At 73.6% G+C, this 14,428-nt stretch carries 14 protein-coding genes; 7 read left to right on the top strand and 7 right to left on the bottom strand.

The genetic code is table 11. The annotated features are described in order from the left end of the window. Nucleotides 1–73 precede the first annotated feature (73 nt). Nucleotides 74–1,339: a serine-threonine protein kinase gene (locus ACGFMP_RS12245; RefSeq protein ID WP_393672030.1), complete on the bottom strand. Its 1,266-nt coding sequence runs from the start codon at nucleotides 1,337–1,339 to the stop codon at nucleotides 74–76. A 217-nt stretch (nucleotides 1,340–1,556) separates the two neighbouring features. On the opposite strand from ACGFMP_RS12245, the gene ACGFMP_RS12240 reads away from it, so the two are divergent. The 4 genes from ACGFMP_RS12240 to ACGFMP_RS12225 are packed head-to-tail and all read left to right on the top strand — an operon-like array spanning nucleotide 1,557 to nucleotide 5,677. After that, nucleotides 1,557–2,339 (top strand): SDR family oxidoreductase, encoded by a 783-nt coding sequence (locus tag ACGFMP_RS12240; RefSeq protein WP_393672161.1) that lies wholly within the window; start codon nucleotides 1,557–1,559, stop codon nucleotides 2,337–2,339. Beyond that, nucleotides 2,336–3,991, top strand: coding sequence for an AMP-binding protein (locus tag ACGFMP_RS12235; RefSeq protein ID WP_393672029.1), 1,656 nt, complete (start codon nucleotides 2,336–2,338; stop codon nucleotides 3,989–3,991). Before ACGFMP_RS12240 ends, ACGFMP_RS12235 begins: the two co-directional genes overlap by 4 nt. A 50-nt stretch (nucleotides 3,992–4,041) precedes the next feature. After that, nucleotides 4,042–4,674 carry a TetR/AcrR family transcriptional regulator gene (locus ACGFMP_RS12230; RefSeq protein ID WP_393672028.1) on the top strand — a complete coding sequence of 211 codons (633 nt, stop codon included), beginning with the start codon at nucleotides 4,042–4,044 and terminating at the stop codon, nucleotides 4,672–4,674. Between the two features lie 19 nt (nucleotides 4,675–4,693). Continuing rightward, a complete protein-coding gene (locus tag ACGFMP_RS12225; protein WP_393672026.1) occupies nucleotides 4,694–5,677 on the top strand; it encodes an NADPH:quinone oxidoreductase family protein in 984 nt (327 codons plus the stop codon). Nucleotides 5,678–5,962: 285 nt separating this feature from the next. On the opposite strand, the gene ACGFMP_RS12220 is transcribed toward ACGFMP_RS12225, so the two are convergent. Together ACGFMP_RS12220 and ACGFMP_RS12215 are read right to left on the bottom strand one after the other, a co-directional pair. Further along, nucleotides 5,963–7,177, bottom strand: a complete 1,215-nt coding sequence (locus ACGFMP_RS12220) for an acyl-CoA dehydrogenase family protein (protein ID WP_393672024.1) — start codon at nucleotides 7,175–7,177, stop codon at nucleotides 5,963–5,965. Between the two features lie 5 nt (nucleotides 7,178–7,182). Further along, nucleotides 7,183–8,241: a phosphotransferase family protein gene (locus tag ACGFMP_RS12215; RefSeq protein WP_393672022.1), complete on the bottom strand. Its 1,059-nt coding sequence runs from the start codon at nucleotides 8,239–8,241 to the stop codon at nucleotides 7,183–7,185. A gap of 121 nt (nucleotides 8,242–8,362) precedes the next feature. Here ACGFMP_RS12215 and ACGFMP_RS12210 point away from each other — a divergent pair, with 121 nt between their 5' ends. Next, complete coding sequence (locus tag ACGFMP_RS12210; protein WP_393672020.1) at nucleotides 8,363–9,670, top strand: glucarate dehydratase family protein; 1,308 nt, start codon at nucleotides 8,363–8,365, stop codon at nucleotides 9,668–9,670. 90 nt (nucleotides 9,671–9,760) lie between these two features. On the opposite strand, the gene ACGFMP_RS12205 is transcribed toward ACGFMP_RS12210, so the two are convergent. Both ACGFMP_RS12205 and ACGFMP_RS12200 read right to left on the bottom strand, forming a co-directional pair. Beyond that, nucleotides 9,761–11,158 (bottom strand): gluconate:H+ symporter, encoded by a 1,398-nt coding sequence (locus tag ACGFMP_RS12205; protein ID WP_393672019.1) that lies wholly within the window; start codon nucleotides 11,156–11,158, stop codon nucleotides 9,761–9,763. A 66-nt stretch (nucleotides 11,159–11,224) separates the two neighbouring features. After that, nucleotides 11,225–11,737, bottom strand: coding sequence for a gluconokinase (locus tag ACGFMP_RS12200; RefSeq protein ID WP_393672018.1), 513 nt, complete (start codon nucleotides 11,735–11,737; stop codon nucleotides 11,225–11,227). Between the two features lie 143 nt (nucleotides 11,738–11,880). Between ACGFMP_RS12200 and ACGFMP_RS12195 the strand changes: the two genes are divergently transcribed. Both ACGFMP_RS12195 and ACGFMP_RS12190 read left to right on the top strand, forming a co-directional pair. Continuing rightward, entirely contained in the window at nucleotides 11,881–12,609 is a 729-nt protein-coding gene (locus ACGFMP_RS12195) for a FadR/GntR family transcriptional regulator (RefSeq protein WP_393672017.1), read from the top strand. Between the two features lie 43 nt (nucleotides 12,610–12,652). Then, nucleotides 12,653–13,543, top strand: coding sequence for a hypothetical protein (locus ACGFMP_RS12190; RefSeq protein ID WP_393672016.1), 891 nt, complete (start codon nucleotides 12,653–12,655; stop codon nucleotides 13,541–13,543). A 134-nt stretch (nucleotides 13,544–13,677) separates the two neighbouring features. On the opposite strand, the gene ACGFMP_RS12185 is transcribed toward ACGFMP_RS12190, so the two are convergent. Together ACGFMP_RS12185 and ACGFMP_RS12180 are read right to left on the bottom strand one after the other, a co-directional pair. Beyond that, nucleotides 13,678–14,004, bottom strand: a complete 327-nt coding sequence (locus ACGFMP_RS12185; protein ID WP_393672015.1) for a DUF202 domain-containing protein — start codon at nucleotides 14,002–14,004, stop codon at nucleotides 13,678–13,680. Further along, on the bottom strand, nucleotides 14,001–14,414 hold the full coding sequence (locus ACGFMP_RS12180) for a YidH family protein (RefSeq protein WP_393672014.1): 414 nt from the start codon (nucleotides 14,412–14,414) through the stop codon (nucleotides 14,001–14,003). The genes ACGFMP_RS12185 and ACGFMP_RS12180 overlap by 4 nt, the downstream gene beginning before the upstream one ends. Nucleotides 14,415–14,428 lie beyond the last annotated feature (14 nt).

Genomic DNA, 14,428 nt, shown 5'->3' with positions numbered 1-14,428 from the left:
GTGATCGGCACCCCCCACCGCACGGTGCGGCCCCCGAGGGCGGCAGGGGCCTCGCCGGACGGGAGGGGAGGTCTCACAGCAGGCCCGCCGCGCGCAGGGTGAGGCGGGCCAACTCCGGGTGGCAGATGTCGCTGTGGGCGCCGGAGGGCGGCCCGCCCGCGCGGACCACGGCCGAGGCGTCGACGCTGACGCAGGAGCGGGGGGAGAAGGTGTGCCCCAGGGCCGCGGCCAGCGGCATGGCGGGTGCGCCCGGGAGCCCGTGGAAGCCGTCGTGCCCGAGCGCTCCCCAGCGGTCGTCCCCCAGGAGGGACCTGTCGTCGCCCGACAGCCGGGACGCGAGCGGATAGAAGACGCCGAGCGCCTGGTCGTGGCTGGAGTGGCAGGCCACGACGGGGCCGTCGACGCGGGACTGCATGCCGTGGAGGGCGCCGTCCGGCGCGTAGGCGGAGTGCGAGAAGGCGCCCTGCAGAAGGGTCACCGAGGCGACGTTGCGGGCCTCGGGCGGCAGTCCGGCCAGGGCGAAGGAGACCAGCCGGGCACCGAAGCTGTGGCCGACCAGATGCACCCGGGTGCCGGGGGACTTCGCGGCCAGCCGCCCGAGCAGCGGGCCGAGCCCGGCTCTGCCGACCTTGCCCGCGCGGCCCTTCATGGCGTAGTACGTGGCCTGCCGCAGCATCTCCCTGGCCCCCGACCACACCTTCTTGCCGAGGCCGCCGAGCCCGCCCAGCAGATCCTGCTCGCCCCGCACCGCGGCGACCGCGTCGGCCAGGGCCGCGCACACGGTCGCGGGGTCGTCGGTGAGCAGTGCGGGCAGCGCGTCGGATTCGACGTCGCCCGCGTCACCGAGCAGGTGCGCGAGGGCGGCCCGCGGTGCGGAGCACCCGGTCACCGTGCGGACCAGCGCGGCGAATTCGCCGAGCGCCGCCGGATCCTCCGGCTCAGCCGCCAGGAGTTCCGCGATCCGGTCGGCCTCGTCGTCGTGCCCGGGAAGCACCCGCTTGAGCGTGGCGATGTCGGCGGGCGATCCGGCCGCGCGGACGATCGCGGTACGCGGGAAGTCCGCGATCGGCTCGTCGGAGAACCGCATCGAGGGCCAGTGCACCCCCGCGTAGCCGAGGCGGACGGCGGGCGCGTCTGCCAGCAGGGCGGGGAAGGGGGCGTAGAAGCGCTCGTAGAGGGCCGACGCGGTGGACAGGTCGTTGTTCCAGCCGTGTGCGAAGACCACCAGGTCCGTGCGGTCGCCCACCTGCGCGAGCAGGGCGTCGCGCTGCCCCGGGTCGGCGTCGCCGTCCTTGTCGAAGGTCAGATCCCAGTAGGGTCGTACGCCTGCCTCGGTCATGGCTCCCCCTCGCCCCGGCGATTGCCGATAGGGCCGCGATTGTCCGCTCTGCCCGCATCATCCCGGCGGGCCGCGGCACCGTCCATCCCTCCGGCGGGTGAATACGCACCGGCTACGCCGCCGGGCGGGCCCGCCCCTTCCGGATCCAGTGACCGACTGCTTAGTATGCCAGCACGGGGCAGCCCGGAGTCGAGTCGAAGGAGACACGGTTGTGGTGGTGCAATCACTGCGCGACGCCCGAGTGGTCGTCACCGGAGCGGGCGGCGGCATCGGCGCCGCCCTCGCCCGCGCCTTCACCGCCGAAGGCGCCCGGGTGGTGGTGAACGACCTCGACGCCGAGGCGGTACGCAAGGTCGCCGACGAGATCGGCGCCGCGGTGGTGGTGGGCGACGCCTCGGGGATCGTGCCCGCCGCCCGCACCGCGCTCGGCGGCGGCATCGACATCTTCTGCGCCAACGCGGGCGTCGCCACCGGCGGCGGACCCGAGGCCGACGACGCGGCCTGGGAGCTGGCCTGGGACGTCAACGTCATGAGCCACGTCCGCGCCGCCCGCGCCCTGCTGCCCGAGTGGCTGGAGCGCGGCAGCGGCCGCTTCGTGTCCACCGTGTCCGCCGCGGGACTGCTGACGATGATCGGCGCGGCCCCGTACTCCGTCACCAAGCACGGCGCCCTGGCCTTCGCCGAGTGGCTGTCGCTCACCTACCGGCACCGCGGGATCTCCGTGCACGCGGTCTGCCCGCAGGGGGTGCGCACCGCGATGCTCGAAGCCGCGGGCCCCGCGGGCGACCTGGTGCTCGCCCCGAACGCCATCGAGCCCGAGGAGGTGGCCCGCGCGGTGCTCGACGGCATCGCGCAGGAGCGCTTCCTGATCCTGCCGCACCCCGAGGTCGCCGGCTACCACGCGGCCCGCGGGGCGGAACCCGAACGCTGGCTCCGCGGCATGAACAAGCTCCAGCGCGGATACGAGGAGCTGCGGGCCAAGGCGGGTGACCAGGCATGACCGGATACGCCGACCAGCCCTGGCTGCAGTTCTTCACCGAGGAGCAGCGCGCGGACACCGACCACCCGCCGTCCGTGCTGCACGGCTTCCTCGCCGCCGCGGCGGAGCGCCCCGACCACCGGGCGCTGGCGTACTTCGACGGCGGACTGACCTACCGCGAACTCGACACCCTCTCCGACGGCCTGGCCCGCCACCTCGCCGAGCGCGATTTCGCGCCCGGCGACCGGCTCGCGGTCATGCTGCAGAACGTGCCGCAGTTCGTGGTCGCGCTGCTGGCGGCCTGGAAGGCGGGCGGCGCCGCCATCCCGGTCAACCCGATGTACAAGCAGCACGAACTCGCGCACATACTCACCGACGCCGGGGCCGCGGCCCTGGTCTGCTCCGAACGCGCCTGGCAGGACTACGTACGGTCCACCGCCGCGTCCTCACCGGTCCGCATCGCGCTCACCGCCAGCGAGTTCGACCTCCAGACCCGCGACGACCCCAGGGTGCTCACCGGGGCCCGGCAGCCCGCCGCCGACGCCGAGGACCTGCTGGCCGCCGCCCGCGCCGCCGCAGGGCCGCGCCCCGACGTCCCGCTGCCGGCCGCGGACGACACCGCCCTGGTCAGCTACACCTCGGGCACCAGCGGACGGCCCAAGGGCGCGCTGAACACCCACGGCAACATCTCCTTCAACGCCCACCGGCAGATCCGCGTGCACGACCTGCCGGCCGACGCCGTGATCTTCGCGCTGGCCCCGCTCTTCCACATCACCGGCATGGTCTGCCAGCTCTCCGCGGGGCTGGCCGGCGGCCGCACCGTGGCCCTTGCCCACCGCTTCGAGCCCGGCGTGGTCCTCGACGCCTTCCGCGAGCACCGCCCCGCCTACACCGTCGGCCCCGCCACCGCCTTCATGGCGCTGCTGGCCAGGCCGGACGCCACCGCTGACGACTTCGCGTCCTTCAAGCTGATCTCGTCGGGCGGCGCCCCGCTGCCGCCCGCCGTCGTCGAGTCCTTCCGCACCCGCTCAGGGGGCCTCTATCTGGCCAACGGCTACGGCCTCACCGAGTGCACCGCCCCCTGCGCCAGCGTCCCGCCGGGCCACGAGGCACCGGTCGACCCGGTCTCCGGCACCCTCGCGGTCGGTGTGCCGGGGCCCGGCACCATGGTGCGCATCCTCGACGACAGCGGCGCGGAGGTGCCGTTCGGCGAGTCCGGCGAGATCGCGGTCAGCGGCCCGATGGTCGTCCCCGGCTACTGGAACCTGCCCGCCGAGTCGCAGGCGGCCATGCCCGGCGGCGAACTGCGGACCGGCGACATCGGCTTCATGGACACCGACGGCTGGCTCTACGTGGTCGACCGCAAGAAGGACATGATCAGCGCGTCCGGCTTCAAGGTCTGGCCGCGCGAGGTGGAGGACGTGCTCTACACCCATCCGGCCGTCCGCGAGGCGGCGGTCGTCGGCGTCCCCGACGCCTACCGGGGCGAGAGCGTCAAGGCCTACGTCAGCCTCCGCCCCGGCGCGGCGGCCGAACCCGGCGAGCTCGTCGCCTACTGCAGGGAGCGGCTGGCCGCGTACAAGTACCCGCGCCAGGTGGAGGTGCTGGCGGAGCTCCCCAAGACCGCCACCGGCAAGATCCTCCGACGCGAGCTCAAGGCGACGGCCGGATAGGGTCCATACCGGCCGGGATGCCGGCGGGCAGCGCAGGAGAGGGGCAGGTCATGGCACGCAGCACGACGAGCGACGACGGCGGTACGGGGACGGCCGCGGGCACGGGCTCCGGTGCCGCGGTGCCCGAGCGGCTGCTCGCCGAGGCCACCCGGCTGTTCGCGGGCCGCGGCTACGACCGCACCTCGGTCCAGGAGATCGTCGAGGCCGCGGGAGTGACCAAGGGCGCGCTCTACCACTACTTCGGCTCCAAGGACGATCTGCTGCACGAGATCTACGCCAGGGTGCTGCGGCTGCAGACCGAGCGCCTCGACACGATCGCGTCCCGCGACACCCCGGTGCGGGAGCGCCTCGCGGAGGCCGCGGCCGACGTGGTGGTCACCAGCATCCAGAACCTGGACGACACGAAGATCTTCTTCCGCTCGATGCACCAGCTCAGCCCGGAGAAGCAGAAGGCCGTACGGGCCGAACGCCGCCGCTACCACGAGCGCTTCCGCTCGCTGGTCGAGGAGGGCCAGCGGGACGGCCACTTCAGGCCCGGCCTGCGCGCCGACCTGGTGGTCGACTTCTTCTTCGGCTCGGTGCACCACCTCGGCACCTGGTACCACGCGGACGGCCCGCTGTCCGCGGAGCAGGTCGCCACCGAGTTCTCCGACCTGCTGCTGCACTCGGTGCGGCAGCCCTGACCCCACCGGGAGTCCCAGCGTGAAGGCATGGCGCGTGCACCACATCGGAGAGCCGCGCGAGGCGATGCGCCTCGACGAGGTCCCGACCCCTGAGCCCGGCCCAGGCCAGGTGCTGCTGCGGGTGCGGGCGGCGGCAGTCAACTTCCCCGACGCGATGCTGTGCCGCGGCGAGTACCAGGTCAGGCCGCCGCTGCCCTTCACTCCTGGCGTGGAGATGTGCGGCGAGGTCGCCGCCCTCGGCCCCGGGGTGACAGGCCCAGGGACCGGTGCCCGCGTCATCAGCTCCGCCGCGCTGCCCGGCGGTGCCTTCGCCGAATACGCCCTGGTGCCCGCCGCCGGCGTGCTGCCCGCACCGGAAGCGCTCGACGACGCGGAGGCGGCGGCGCTGCACATCGCCTACCAGACCGGATGGTTCGGCCTGCACCGCAGGGCGGGGCTGCGACCCGGGGAGACGCTGCTCGTGCACGCGGCCGCAGGCGGGGTCGGCAGCGCGGCCGTCCAGCTCGGCAAGGCCGCGGGCGCCACCGTCATCGGCGTCGTCGGCGGTCCCGACAAGGCAAGGGCCGCACGCGAGCTGGGGGCCGACATCGTGGTCGACCGGCACGCGGAGGACTTCGTGGCCGTCGTCAAGGAGGCCACCGCGGGGCGCGGGGCCGACGTGGTCTACGACCCCGTCGGCGGCGACTCCTACACCCGGTCCACCAAGTGCATCGCCTTCGAGGGGCGCATCGTGGTGGTCGGCTTCGCCGGCGGCACGGTGCCCGCGCCCGGCCTGAACCACGCGCTGGTCAAGAACTACTCGATCCTCGGGCTGCACTGGGGGCTGTACGCGGTGCGCGACCCGGAGGCGGTGCGGCACGCCCACGACGAGCTCACCCGGCTCGCGTCCACGGGCCCGGTGCGCCCGCTGGTCTCGGCCAGGCTCCCTCTCGCCGAGGCCGCCGACGCGGTGGCCCGCGTCTCCGAGGGCCTCACGACGGGGCGCCTGGTCGTCCTCCCCTGAACGCCTCCCGCGGGGTCCTGCCGAGGACCCCGCGGCCGCGCCGTGCGGGCCCGCCGCTGCCTGTGGTCGCCGTCTCCGCCGGCAGGTCCGCCCCGAGGGCCGCTGGCGGCTCGCCCTTTTCGCGGAGGGGGCGTTCCTCACAGGCGCGGGGAACCGCTCGACGAGCCACGGCGGCGGACCCGCGCTGCCGCCGCAAGGGCCTGCCACCTCGGGGGCGCCGCGATCCGCCACCGGCGGAAGAGGGCGCGACCCGCGCCCCGGGGGCCGAACGGCCCCCGGGGCCACTCAGCGGTAGCGGGCCAGTTCGCGGCGGGCGAGCGAGCGGCGGTGCACCTCGTCGGGTCCGTCCGCGAGCCGCAGGCTGCGGGCCCCGGCCCACAGCCGGGCCAGCGGGAAGTCCTGCGAGACGCCGCCCGCCCCGTGCGCCTGGATCGCCCGGTCGATGATCCGCTGCACGCCCGCGGGCGTGGCGATCTTGATGGCCTGGATCTCGGTGTGCGCCCCCTGGTTGCCCACCGTGTCCATCAGCCACGCCGTCTTCAGCACCAGCAGCCGCAGCTGCTCGATCTCGACCCGCGACTCGGCGATCCACTCCTGCACGACGCCCTGCGCGGCGAGCGGCTTGCCGAAGGCCACACGGGCGGCGGCCCGGCGGCACATGAGTTCAAGGGCGCGCTCGGCCATGCCGATGAGCCGCATGCAGTGGTGGATGCGGCCGGGGCCGAGCCTGGCCTGGGCGATGGCGAAGCCGCCGCCCTCCTCGCCGATGAGGTTCGCGGCCGGCACCCGGACGTCGTGGAAGACGACCTCCGCGTGCCCGCCGTGGTCGGCGTCGTCGTAGCCGAAGACCCGCATGCCGCGGCGCACTTCCACGCCGGGGGTGTCCCGCGGCACCAGGATCTGGCTCTGCTGCCGGTGCCGGTCGGCGGCCGGGTCGGTCTTGCCCATGACGATGAAGACCGCGCAGTCGGGGTTCATCGCCCCTGAGATGTACCACTTGCGTCCGTCGATGACGTAGGAGTCGCCGTCGCGCCGGATCCGGGTCTCGATGTTCGTCGCGTCGGAGGACGCCACGTCCGGCTCGGTCATGGCGAAGGCCGAGCGGATCTCGCCGGCGAGCAGCGGCTCCAGCCACTCCTTGCGCTGGGCGGGGGTGCCGAATTCGGCGAGCACCTCCATGTTCCCGGTGTCGGGGGCGGCGCAGTTGAGCGCGGTCGGCCCCAGGAAGGGGCTGCGGCCGGTGAGTTCGGCCAGCGGCGCGTACTGGAGGTTGGTCAGCCCCGCGCCGTGCTCGCCGGGCAGGAACAGATTCCACAGGCCCTGCCGCCTGGCCTCGGCCTTGAGCTCCGCGACGACGGGCGGAACGGTCCAGTGCTTGTCGGGCCCCGCCTGCTCGTGCTGCTCGGCGAAGACCGCCTCGGCCGGGTGGACGTGCTCGTCGAGGAAGGCGGCCAGCCGGGACCGCAGCTCCTGCGTACGGGTGTCGAAGGCGAAGTCCATCCTGCTCAGTCCTCCTGGTGCGATGCTGCCCGGTCCCGGGCGTGGTCCTGGACTTTGCGCAGTCCGCGCTCGATGAAGAGCGGGACGACGGTGCCGATCCGGTCGAATCCCGCGCCGAGGGTCTGGCCGAGGGTCCAGCGGTAGTGGATGCCTTCGAGGATGACGGCGATCTTGAAGTAGGCGAAGGCGGTGTACCAGTCGACGGCCGAGACGTCGCGCCCCGACCGCCGGGCGTACCGCTCCACGATCTCGTCGGCGCCCGGGTGGCCGGGGGCGCCGCCCGCGGTGGGGACGGGGAAGCCGGGGATGTCGTGCTGCTCGCCGTACATGACCAGCAGCCCGATGTCGGTGAGCGGGTCGCCGAGGGTCGACATCTCCCAGTCGAGTACGGCGGTGAGCCGGTCGGCGTCGTCGAAGAGCACGTTGTCGAGCCGGTAGTCGCCGTGCACCACGGTGGGCGCGGGGGAGGCCGGCAGCCCCCGGCCGAGTGCGGCGTGCAGTTCGTCGATGCCGGGCAGCTCCCGGCTGCGCGAGGCGTCGAGCTGCTTGCCCCAGCGGCGCAGCTGCCGGTCGAGGAAGCCCTCGGGCCGGCCGAAGCCGGCGAGGCCCACCTCCTGCGGGTCGACCGCGTGCAGGTCCACCAGGGTGTCCACGAGGGTCAGCGCGACCGCCCTGGTCCGCACCGGACCGAGGGCGGTGAGCTGGTCCTCGCCCCGGTAGGGGGTGCCCTCGACGAAGTCCATCACGTAGAAGGGGGCGCCGATGACCTCGGGGTCCTCGCAGAGCAGCACGGTGCCGGGCACCGGTACCGGGGTGGGGGCGAGCGCGCTGATCACGCGGTGCTCGCGGCCCATGTCGTGCGCGGTGGCCAGCACATGGCCGAGCGGCGGCCGGCGCACCACCCAGGTGGAGCTGCCGTCGGTGACCCGGTAGGTGAGGTTGGAGCGGCCGCCCTGGATCAGCGTGGCCCGCAGCTCGCCATCCGCGAGACCGGGACGCCGCTGGTCCAGGTGGCGGCGCAGCCGGTCGAGATCCAGTCCCCGCGGGCTGTCGGTTTCACTCATGCGCGAATCGTACCGACTGGTCGGTATGTCGTCCAGTTCCCGGACCGCGCCTGTCGCCCGCGTTGACGGCCGAGGGGTCCCGCGCCTACGCTCCGGTCTTATGGGTGAACGTGATTCATATATGCAGACAGCGGGTCCCTCCGACGCGTTCACGGTCGCCGAGGTGCGGCTGACCCCCATCCTCATCGCCGACCCGCCGCTGCTCAACACGCAGGGCGTCCACCAGCCCTACACCCCCCGGCTCATCATCGAGGTCGTCACCGCCGACGGTACGTCCGGGGTGGGTGAGACGTACGGCGACACCCGCTATCTGGACCTCGCCGCGCCGCTGGCCGAGGCCCTGCCCGGGCACCGGGTCACCGACCTGAACGGCCTGTTCACCCTCGCCGAGCGGGTCTGCGGCGATCCCGCCGAGGTCTCCGACTCCGTCGACGTCGGCGGACTGCGCGGGGTGCAGACGGCGGACAAGCTGCGGCTCTCGGTGATCTCCGGCTTCGAGGTCGCCTGCCTCGACGCCCTCGGCAAGAAGCTGGGCCTGCCGGTGCACGCCCTGCTCGGCGGCAAGGTCCGCGACACCGTGGACTACAGCGCCTACCTCTTCTACCGGCTCGCCGAGCACCCCCAGGGCCAGGGCGAGCGGGACGACTGGGGCGCGGCCCTCGACCCCGCGGGCGTGGTCGCCCAGGCCCGGCGCTTCGCCGACACCCACGGCTTCGGCTCCTTCAAGCTCAAGGGCGGCGTCTTCCCCCCCGAGCAGGAGATCGCCGCCGTCCGCGCCCTCGCGCAGGCCTTCCCCGGCCGGCCGCTCCGGCTCGACCCCAACGGCGCCTGGTCGGTGGAGACCTCGCTTGAGGTGGCCCGCGAACTGGGCGGGGTGCTGGAGTACCTGGAGGACCCGGCCAGCGGCACCGACCGGATGGCCCGGGTCTCGGAGGGCACCTCGGTACCGCTGGCCACCAACATGTGCGTGACGACCTTCCAGGAGATCAAGGAGGCCTTCGCGCGCGACGCCGTCCAGGTGGTGCTGTCCGACCACCACTACTGGGGCGGCCTGCGCAACACCCAGCAGCTCGCCGCGATCTGCCGCACCTTCGGCGTCGGCCTGTCGATGCACTCCAACACCCACCTGGGCATCAGCCTGGCCGCGATGACCCATGTCGCCGCCACCGTGCCCAACCTGGACTTCGCCTGCGACTCGCACTACCCCTGGCAGACCGACGACGTCATCACCGAGCGGCACGTCTTCACCGGCGGCGCGCTGACCGTCTCCGACGTGCCGGGGCTCGGCGTGGAGCTGGACCGCGACGCGCTCAAGGCACTGCACCAGCGCTGGCTCGACGACGACGGCACCATGCGCGACCGCGACGACGCCGCCGCGATGCGCAAGGCCGACCCCGACTGGGTCACGCCGTCCGTGCCGCGCTGGTGAGCCGCGGCCGGCCCGCGGCCGGCACACGCACGAGGGGCGACGGGCCCGAACGGCCCGCCGCCCCTCGCCGGTCGCGCGGCGACGTCCTGGTCAGATCACCAGCGACAGCAGCATCACGAAGCCCAGCGCCACGACCGAGATCACCGTCTCCATCACCGACCAGGTCTTGAGGGTCTGCGGGACGTCCATCCCGAAGTACTCCTTCACCAGCCAGAAGCCGGCGTCGTTGACGTGCGAGAAGAACAGCGAACCGGCGCCGACCGACAGCACCAGCAGTGCGGTGTGGGTCGACGACATGCCCTCGGCCAGCGGTGCCACCAGGCCTGCCGCCGAGATGATCGCCACCGTCGCGGAACCCGTCGCGACCCTGATCAGCACCGCGATGAGCCAGGCGAGCAGCAGCGCCGAGATGTGCCAGTCCTTCGACCAGTCGAGGATCATCTGCCCGACACCGCAGTCGATCAGCGTCTGCTTGAAGCCGCCGCCCGCGCCGACGATCAGCAGGATGCCCGCGATCGGGCCCAGCGAGGAGTCGACGGTCGACGAGATGCGGTCCTTGGTGAAGCCGGCCGCCCGCCCGAGGGTGAACATCGCCACCATCACCGCCGCGAGCAGCGCGATCAGCGGGGTGCCGATGACGTCGAAGATCCGGTAAGCCAGGCTGCCCTGGTCGTCGATGATCACATCGGCCAGCGCCTTGGCCAGCATCAGCACCACAGGCAGCAGCATCGTGCACACGGTGGCGGCGAAGCTCGGCCGCCGCTCCAGGTCGTCCGAGGCGCGGGCCGGGGTCAACCGCTCAGGCGGTGAGACATCCACCCAGCCGGCCGCGACCCGGCCGAACAGCGGCCCCGCGATGGCCAGCGTCGGCAGCGCCACCAGCACCCCGAGGGCCAGGGTGATGCCCATGTCGGCGTGGATCGCGCCGATCGCGGCCAGCGGCCCGGGGTGCGGCGGCACCAGGCCGTGCATCACCGACAGGCCGGCGAGGGCGGGGATGCCGAGCCGGATCAGCGACTGGCCGCTGCGCCGGGCGACCAGCAGCACCACCGGGATCAGGATGACGATGCCGATCTCGAAGAAGAGCGGCAGCCCGACCAGGCCCGCGATCAGGGCCATGGCCCACGGCAGCCGTTTCTCGCTGGTCCTGGCCAGGATCGTGTCGACGATCTGGTCGGCGCCGCCGGAATCGGCGAGCAGCTTGCCGAGTATCGCGCCCAGCGCGATCAGCGTGCCGACACTGGCCACCGTCGAGCCGAGGCCCGTGGAGTAGCTGGCGACCGTCTTGGCCAGCGGGGCGCCCGCGACCGTGCCGAGCACGCCGGAGCCGATGGTCAGGGCGAGGAAGGCGTGCACCTTCCAGCGGGTGATGAGCAGGACGATGACGGCGACGCCGGCAAGTGCGGCCAGGGCCAGCCGGGTGTTGCCGGCGTCGGCTATCGGCGGTGGCGTGGCGGCGGCCAGCAGCTCGACGCTGAGTGCGGACACGGGTGCTCCAAGGGGGTACGAGGGTGCGGGAGGGGCGCCGGAGGCGGCCGGAGTGAGGGGGGTCGGTCAGCGGGGGAGTGCGGCGAGCGCGCGCTCGGTGATCTGCTGCGGGCCGCCGTCGATCGGCACGACGGCGCCCGGCTCGTCGGGGGCGAGCGGTTCGAGCGCCTCGAGTTGGGAGGCGAGCAGCCCGGATGGCATGAAGTGCTGCATCCGGCCGGCCAGCCGGGCGGCGATCACCTCGGCAGGGCCGTCCAGGTGGACGAAGAAGACCTCGGGTCCCGCGGCCCGCAGCCGGTCGCGGTAGCGGCGGCGCAGTGCGGAGCAGCTGACGACGCCGCCCCGGTCGCCGCGCCCCGATATCCACTCGGCGATGGCGTCGAGCCAGGGTGCGCGGTCGGCGTCGTCCAGCGGGTGGCCGGCCGACATCTTGGCGATGTTGGCCGCCGGGTGGAAGTCGTCCGCCTCGGCGTAGGGCACGCCGAGCCGTTCGGCCAGCAGGCCGCCGACCGTCGACTTGCCGGAGCCCGACACTCCCATGACCACGACCACAGGGCGCGGTGCGGGTCCAGCCGTCATTGCACGTGCCTCCACGTCCTCCGTATGTGGCACGTGCCGCGTCCTGCGGCACGTGTGGCGACAACTGAACACCTTAAGTACTACTTATTCAAGTGGCTGTGATGTAAAAGTCATACGACTGTGCTGACGCATAGGCTGTCGTCATGCCACAGCAGGAATCCCGGCGGGACGGACAGGACGAGGGCGGCGGTCTGCACTCCCGGCTCCTGGCCGAACTCGGCCCGGCAATCGCCTCGGGCGGCTACCCGCCCGGCACGGTGCTACGCATCGACGAACTCGAGGCCCGCTACGGCGTCTCCCGCACGGTCGTCCGCGAGGCGGTCAGGGTCCTCGAAGCGATGCAACTGGTCGAGACCCGGCGCCGGGTCGGCATCACCGTGCGCCGCACCGAGGAGTGGAACGTCTTCGACCCCGCCGTCATCCGCTGGCGGCTCGCCGGCAGCGACCGCCCCCGGCAGCTGCGGTCGCTGACCATGCTGCGCACCGCAGTGGAACCCGTCGCCGCGGGGCTGGCCGCGGCCGCCGCCACCCCCGGGCAGTGCCGCGAACTGACCGTGCTGGCCGCCGACATGGCAGCCGCGGGCCGTGCCGCCGACCTGGACGCGTACCTCGTCCACGACATCGCCTTCCACCGCGTGGTGCTGGCGGCGTCGGGCAACGAGATGTTCGCCAGGCTCGGGGACGTGGTCGCCGAGGTGCTGACCGGCCGCACCGAGCACCATGTGATGTTCACCGCCCCCGACCCGGCCGCCGTCACCCTGCACATCAGGGTCGCCGAGGCGGTACGCGCCAGGGACGCGCACTCCGCCGAGGACCTGATGCGGGAGATCTGCGTCGGCGCGCTGCGCGAGCTGGACATCCTGGCGCCCTGAAATCCCGTTTACGGGCGCCCCCCGCGGCTGCTGGACTGTCCGCGTGACGCCTGACCCGACCGCCCCGCCCCGGCCCTTCCGCTGGTCGCTCTCCCGCCAGGGAGGCGCCGCCGAGGCGCGCCTCGGCGCGCTCACCGACGGCACGGGACCGGCCCGGCTGTGGCACCTGCCGGAGCTGACCGAGTGCACGGGCAAGGTGCTCGCCAGGTCACGGGCCGCCGACCTGTGCTTCCTCGGCCGCTCCCTCGACAGCATGTACGACCTGCTCAGCGGCGCCCTCGAAGGCGCCGCCTGGCCCGGCCGGCTGCTCCGGCTGCCGCTCTCCGCCCGCCGCGCCACGCGCTACGCCGAGCCGCTGCGCGCCCGCTTCCGCGAGCACCTCGCAGCGGTCGGCCTCGAACCGTACGCGCTGGCCCGCCGCAGAAGGCCGCTGGCCGTGGTCGACGTCGTCCACAGCGGATCCAGCTTCGACACCCTGCACCGCGAGCTGGCCGCCTGGATCGAGGAGAGCCGCGAGCCGTGGGCGGTCATCCGGCGCAAGCTGCGCTACGTCGGGGTCACCGTCCGCGGCCGGACCAGTCCCAACCACCCCCGCTGGCAGCAGTCCGAGGCATCCGCCGGCTGGGTGCGCACCCTTCCCGCGGGGCATGTCGTCAACGTGTCCCTGGCGTGGCCCGCGTGGTCCTGGTACGGCAACGAGCAGCCCAAGCTGCACGGCACCTTCCCCGCCGCCCGCTGGTTCGACGAGGACGCCGCCGAGCCCTGGCACCACGCCCAACTGCCGGAATCACTCGCCGAGTCGCTGGCGCTGGTCGCCGCCGGGAGGACCCGTACCGTACGCGAGCAGCTGGTGCGCACCCTGGCCGCGGAGCCCGGCTTCGCCGACCGCGAGGTGCGCGCGCTGGCCGGCGCCCTGCGCGGCCGGTCACGCTGACGGGGGTCAGGCCGATGCCGGCTCGCACCTGCGGGGGTGCATGCCGCCGCGTGCCACCGCCCGGTGCGCGGCCCGGCGACCGTCGGTGCCGCCCCCGCCGGGACCGCACCCCGGCGCCCGTGCTGAGCCTTCGCTCACCACACCACCGCGGCCCCGAAGACCGCCAGCGCCACCATGCACGCCGCCACCGCGAGCGCGGAGGACGCCGGCAGCACCACCGGGTGCGGTGCGCCCAGCCGGAGCATCCGGCGGTGCGCCAGCCACAGGAAGACCAGGAAGACCAGTGCGGCCAGGCTCACCGCGAGGGCGGCGGGCCGCCCTCCGCCGTGCAGCACCTGCCGCCCCGCGAGCACCGCGGTCACCGCGCAGGACAGGGTGGTACGCCGCCACGCCAGCCGGGTGCGCTCCGGCTGGAGGCCCGGGTCCCTGTCGGTCTCCACCGGCAGCCGCTCGCCCGTCATCCGGCCCAGCCGAAGAGGACCACCGCGACCATCGCCAGCGCGATCACGGCCACCAGCAGCGCGAGCACCGCGGGGAAGCGGGACACCGGCAGGTTCGCGCCGCGCCGCATCGCCCGTTCGCACCGCACCCAGTGGTTGACCGCCCGCAGCGTGCAGGCCACACCCCCGGCCAGCAGGACGAGCGCCAGCACCACCCGGGCCCAGTGCGTCAGATGGTCGGTGAGGAACTGGTCCACGGCGAAGCCGCCGCCGATCAGGGCGAGCGCGGTACGGATCCACGCCAGGAAGGTCCGCTCGTTGGCGAGCGAGAACCGGTAGTCCGGCGTCTCGCCCTCCTCCTGGACCCGGGCCGGCGTGAACCACAGCCTTACCGCGTCCCGGCCGGCGCCCAGCTGGTCGAATACGCTCACCCGTCCACACTATG

The sequence above is a fragment of the Streptomyces sp. NPDC049040 genome (assembly GCF_043197715.1).
Lineage (GTDB): Bacteria > Actinomycetota > Actinomycetes > Streptomycetales > Streptomycetaceae > Actinacidiphila.
Note: the sequence above shows the minus strand (reverse complement) of the source record. Positions and strands in the feature narration are given on the sequence as shown.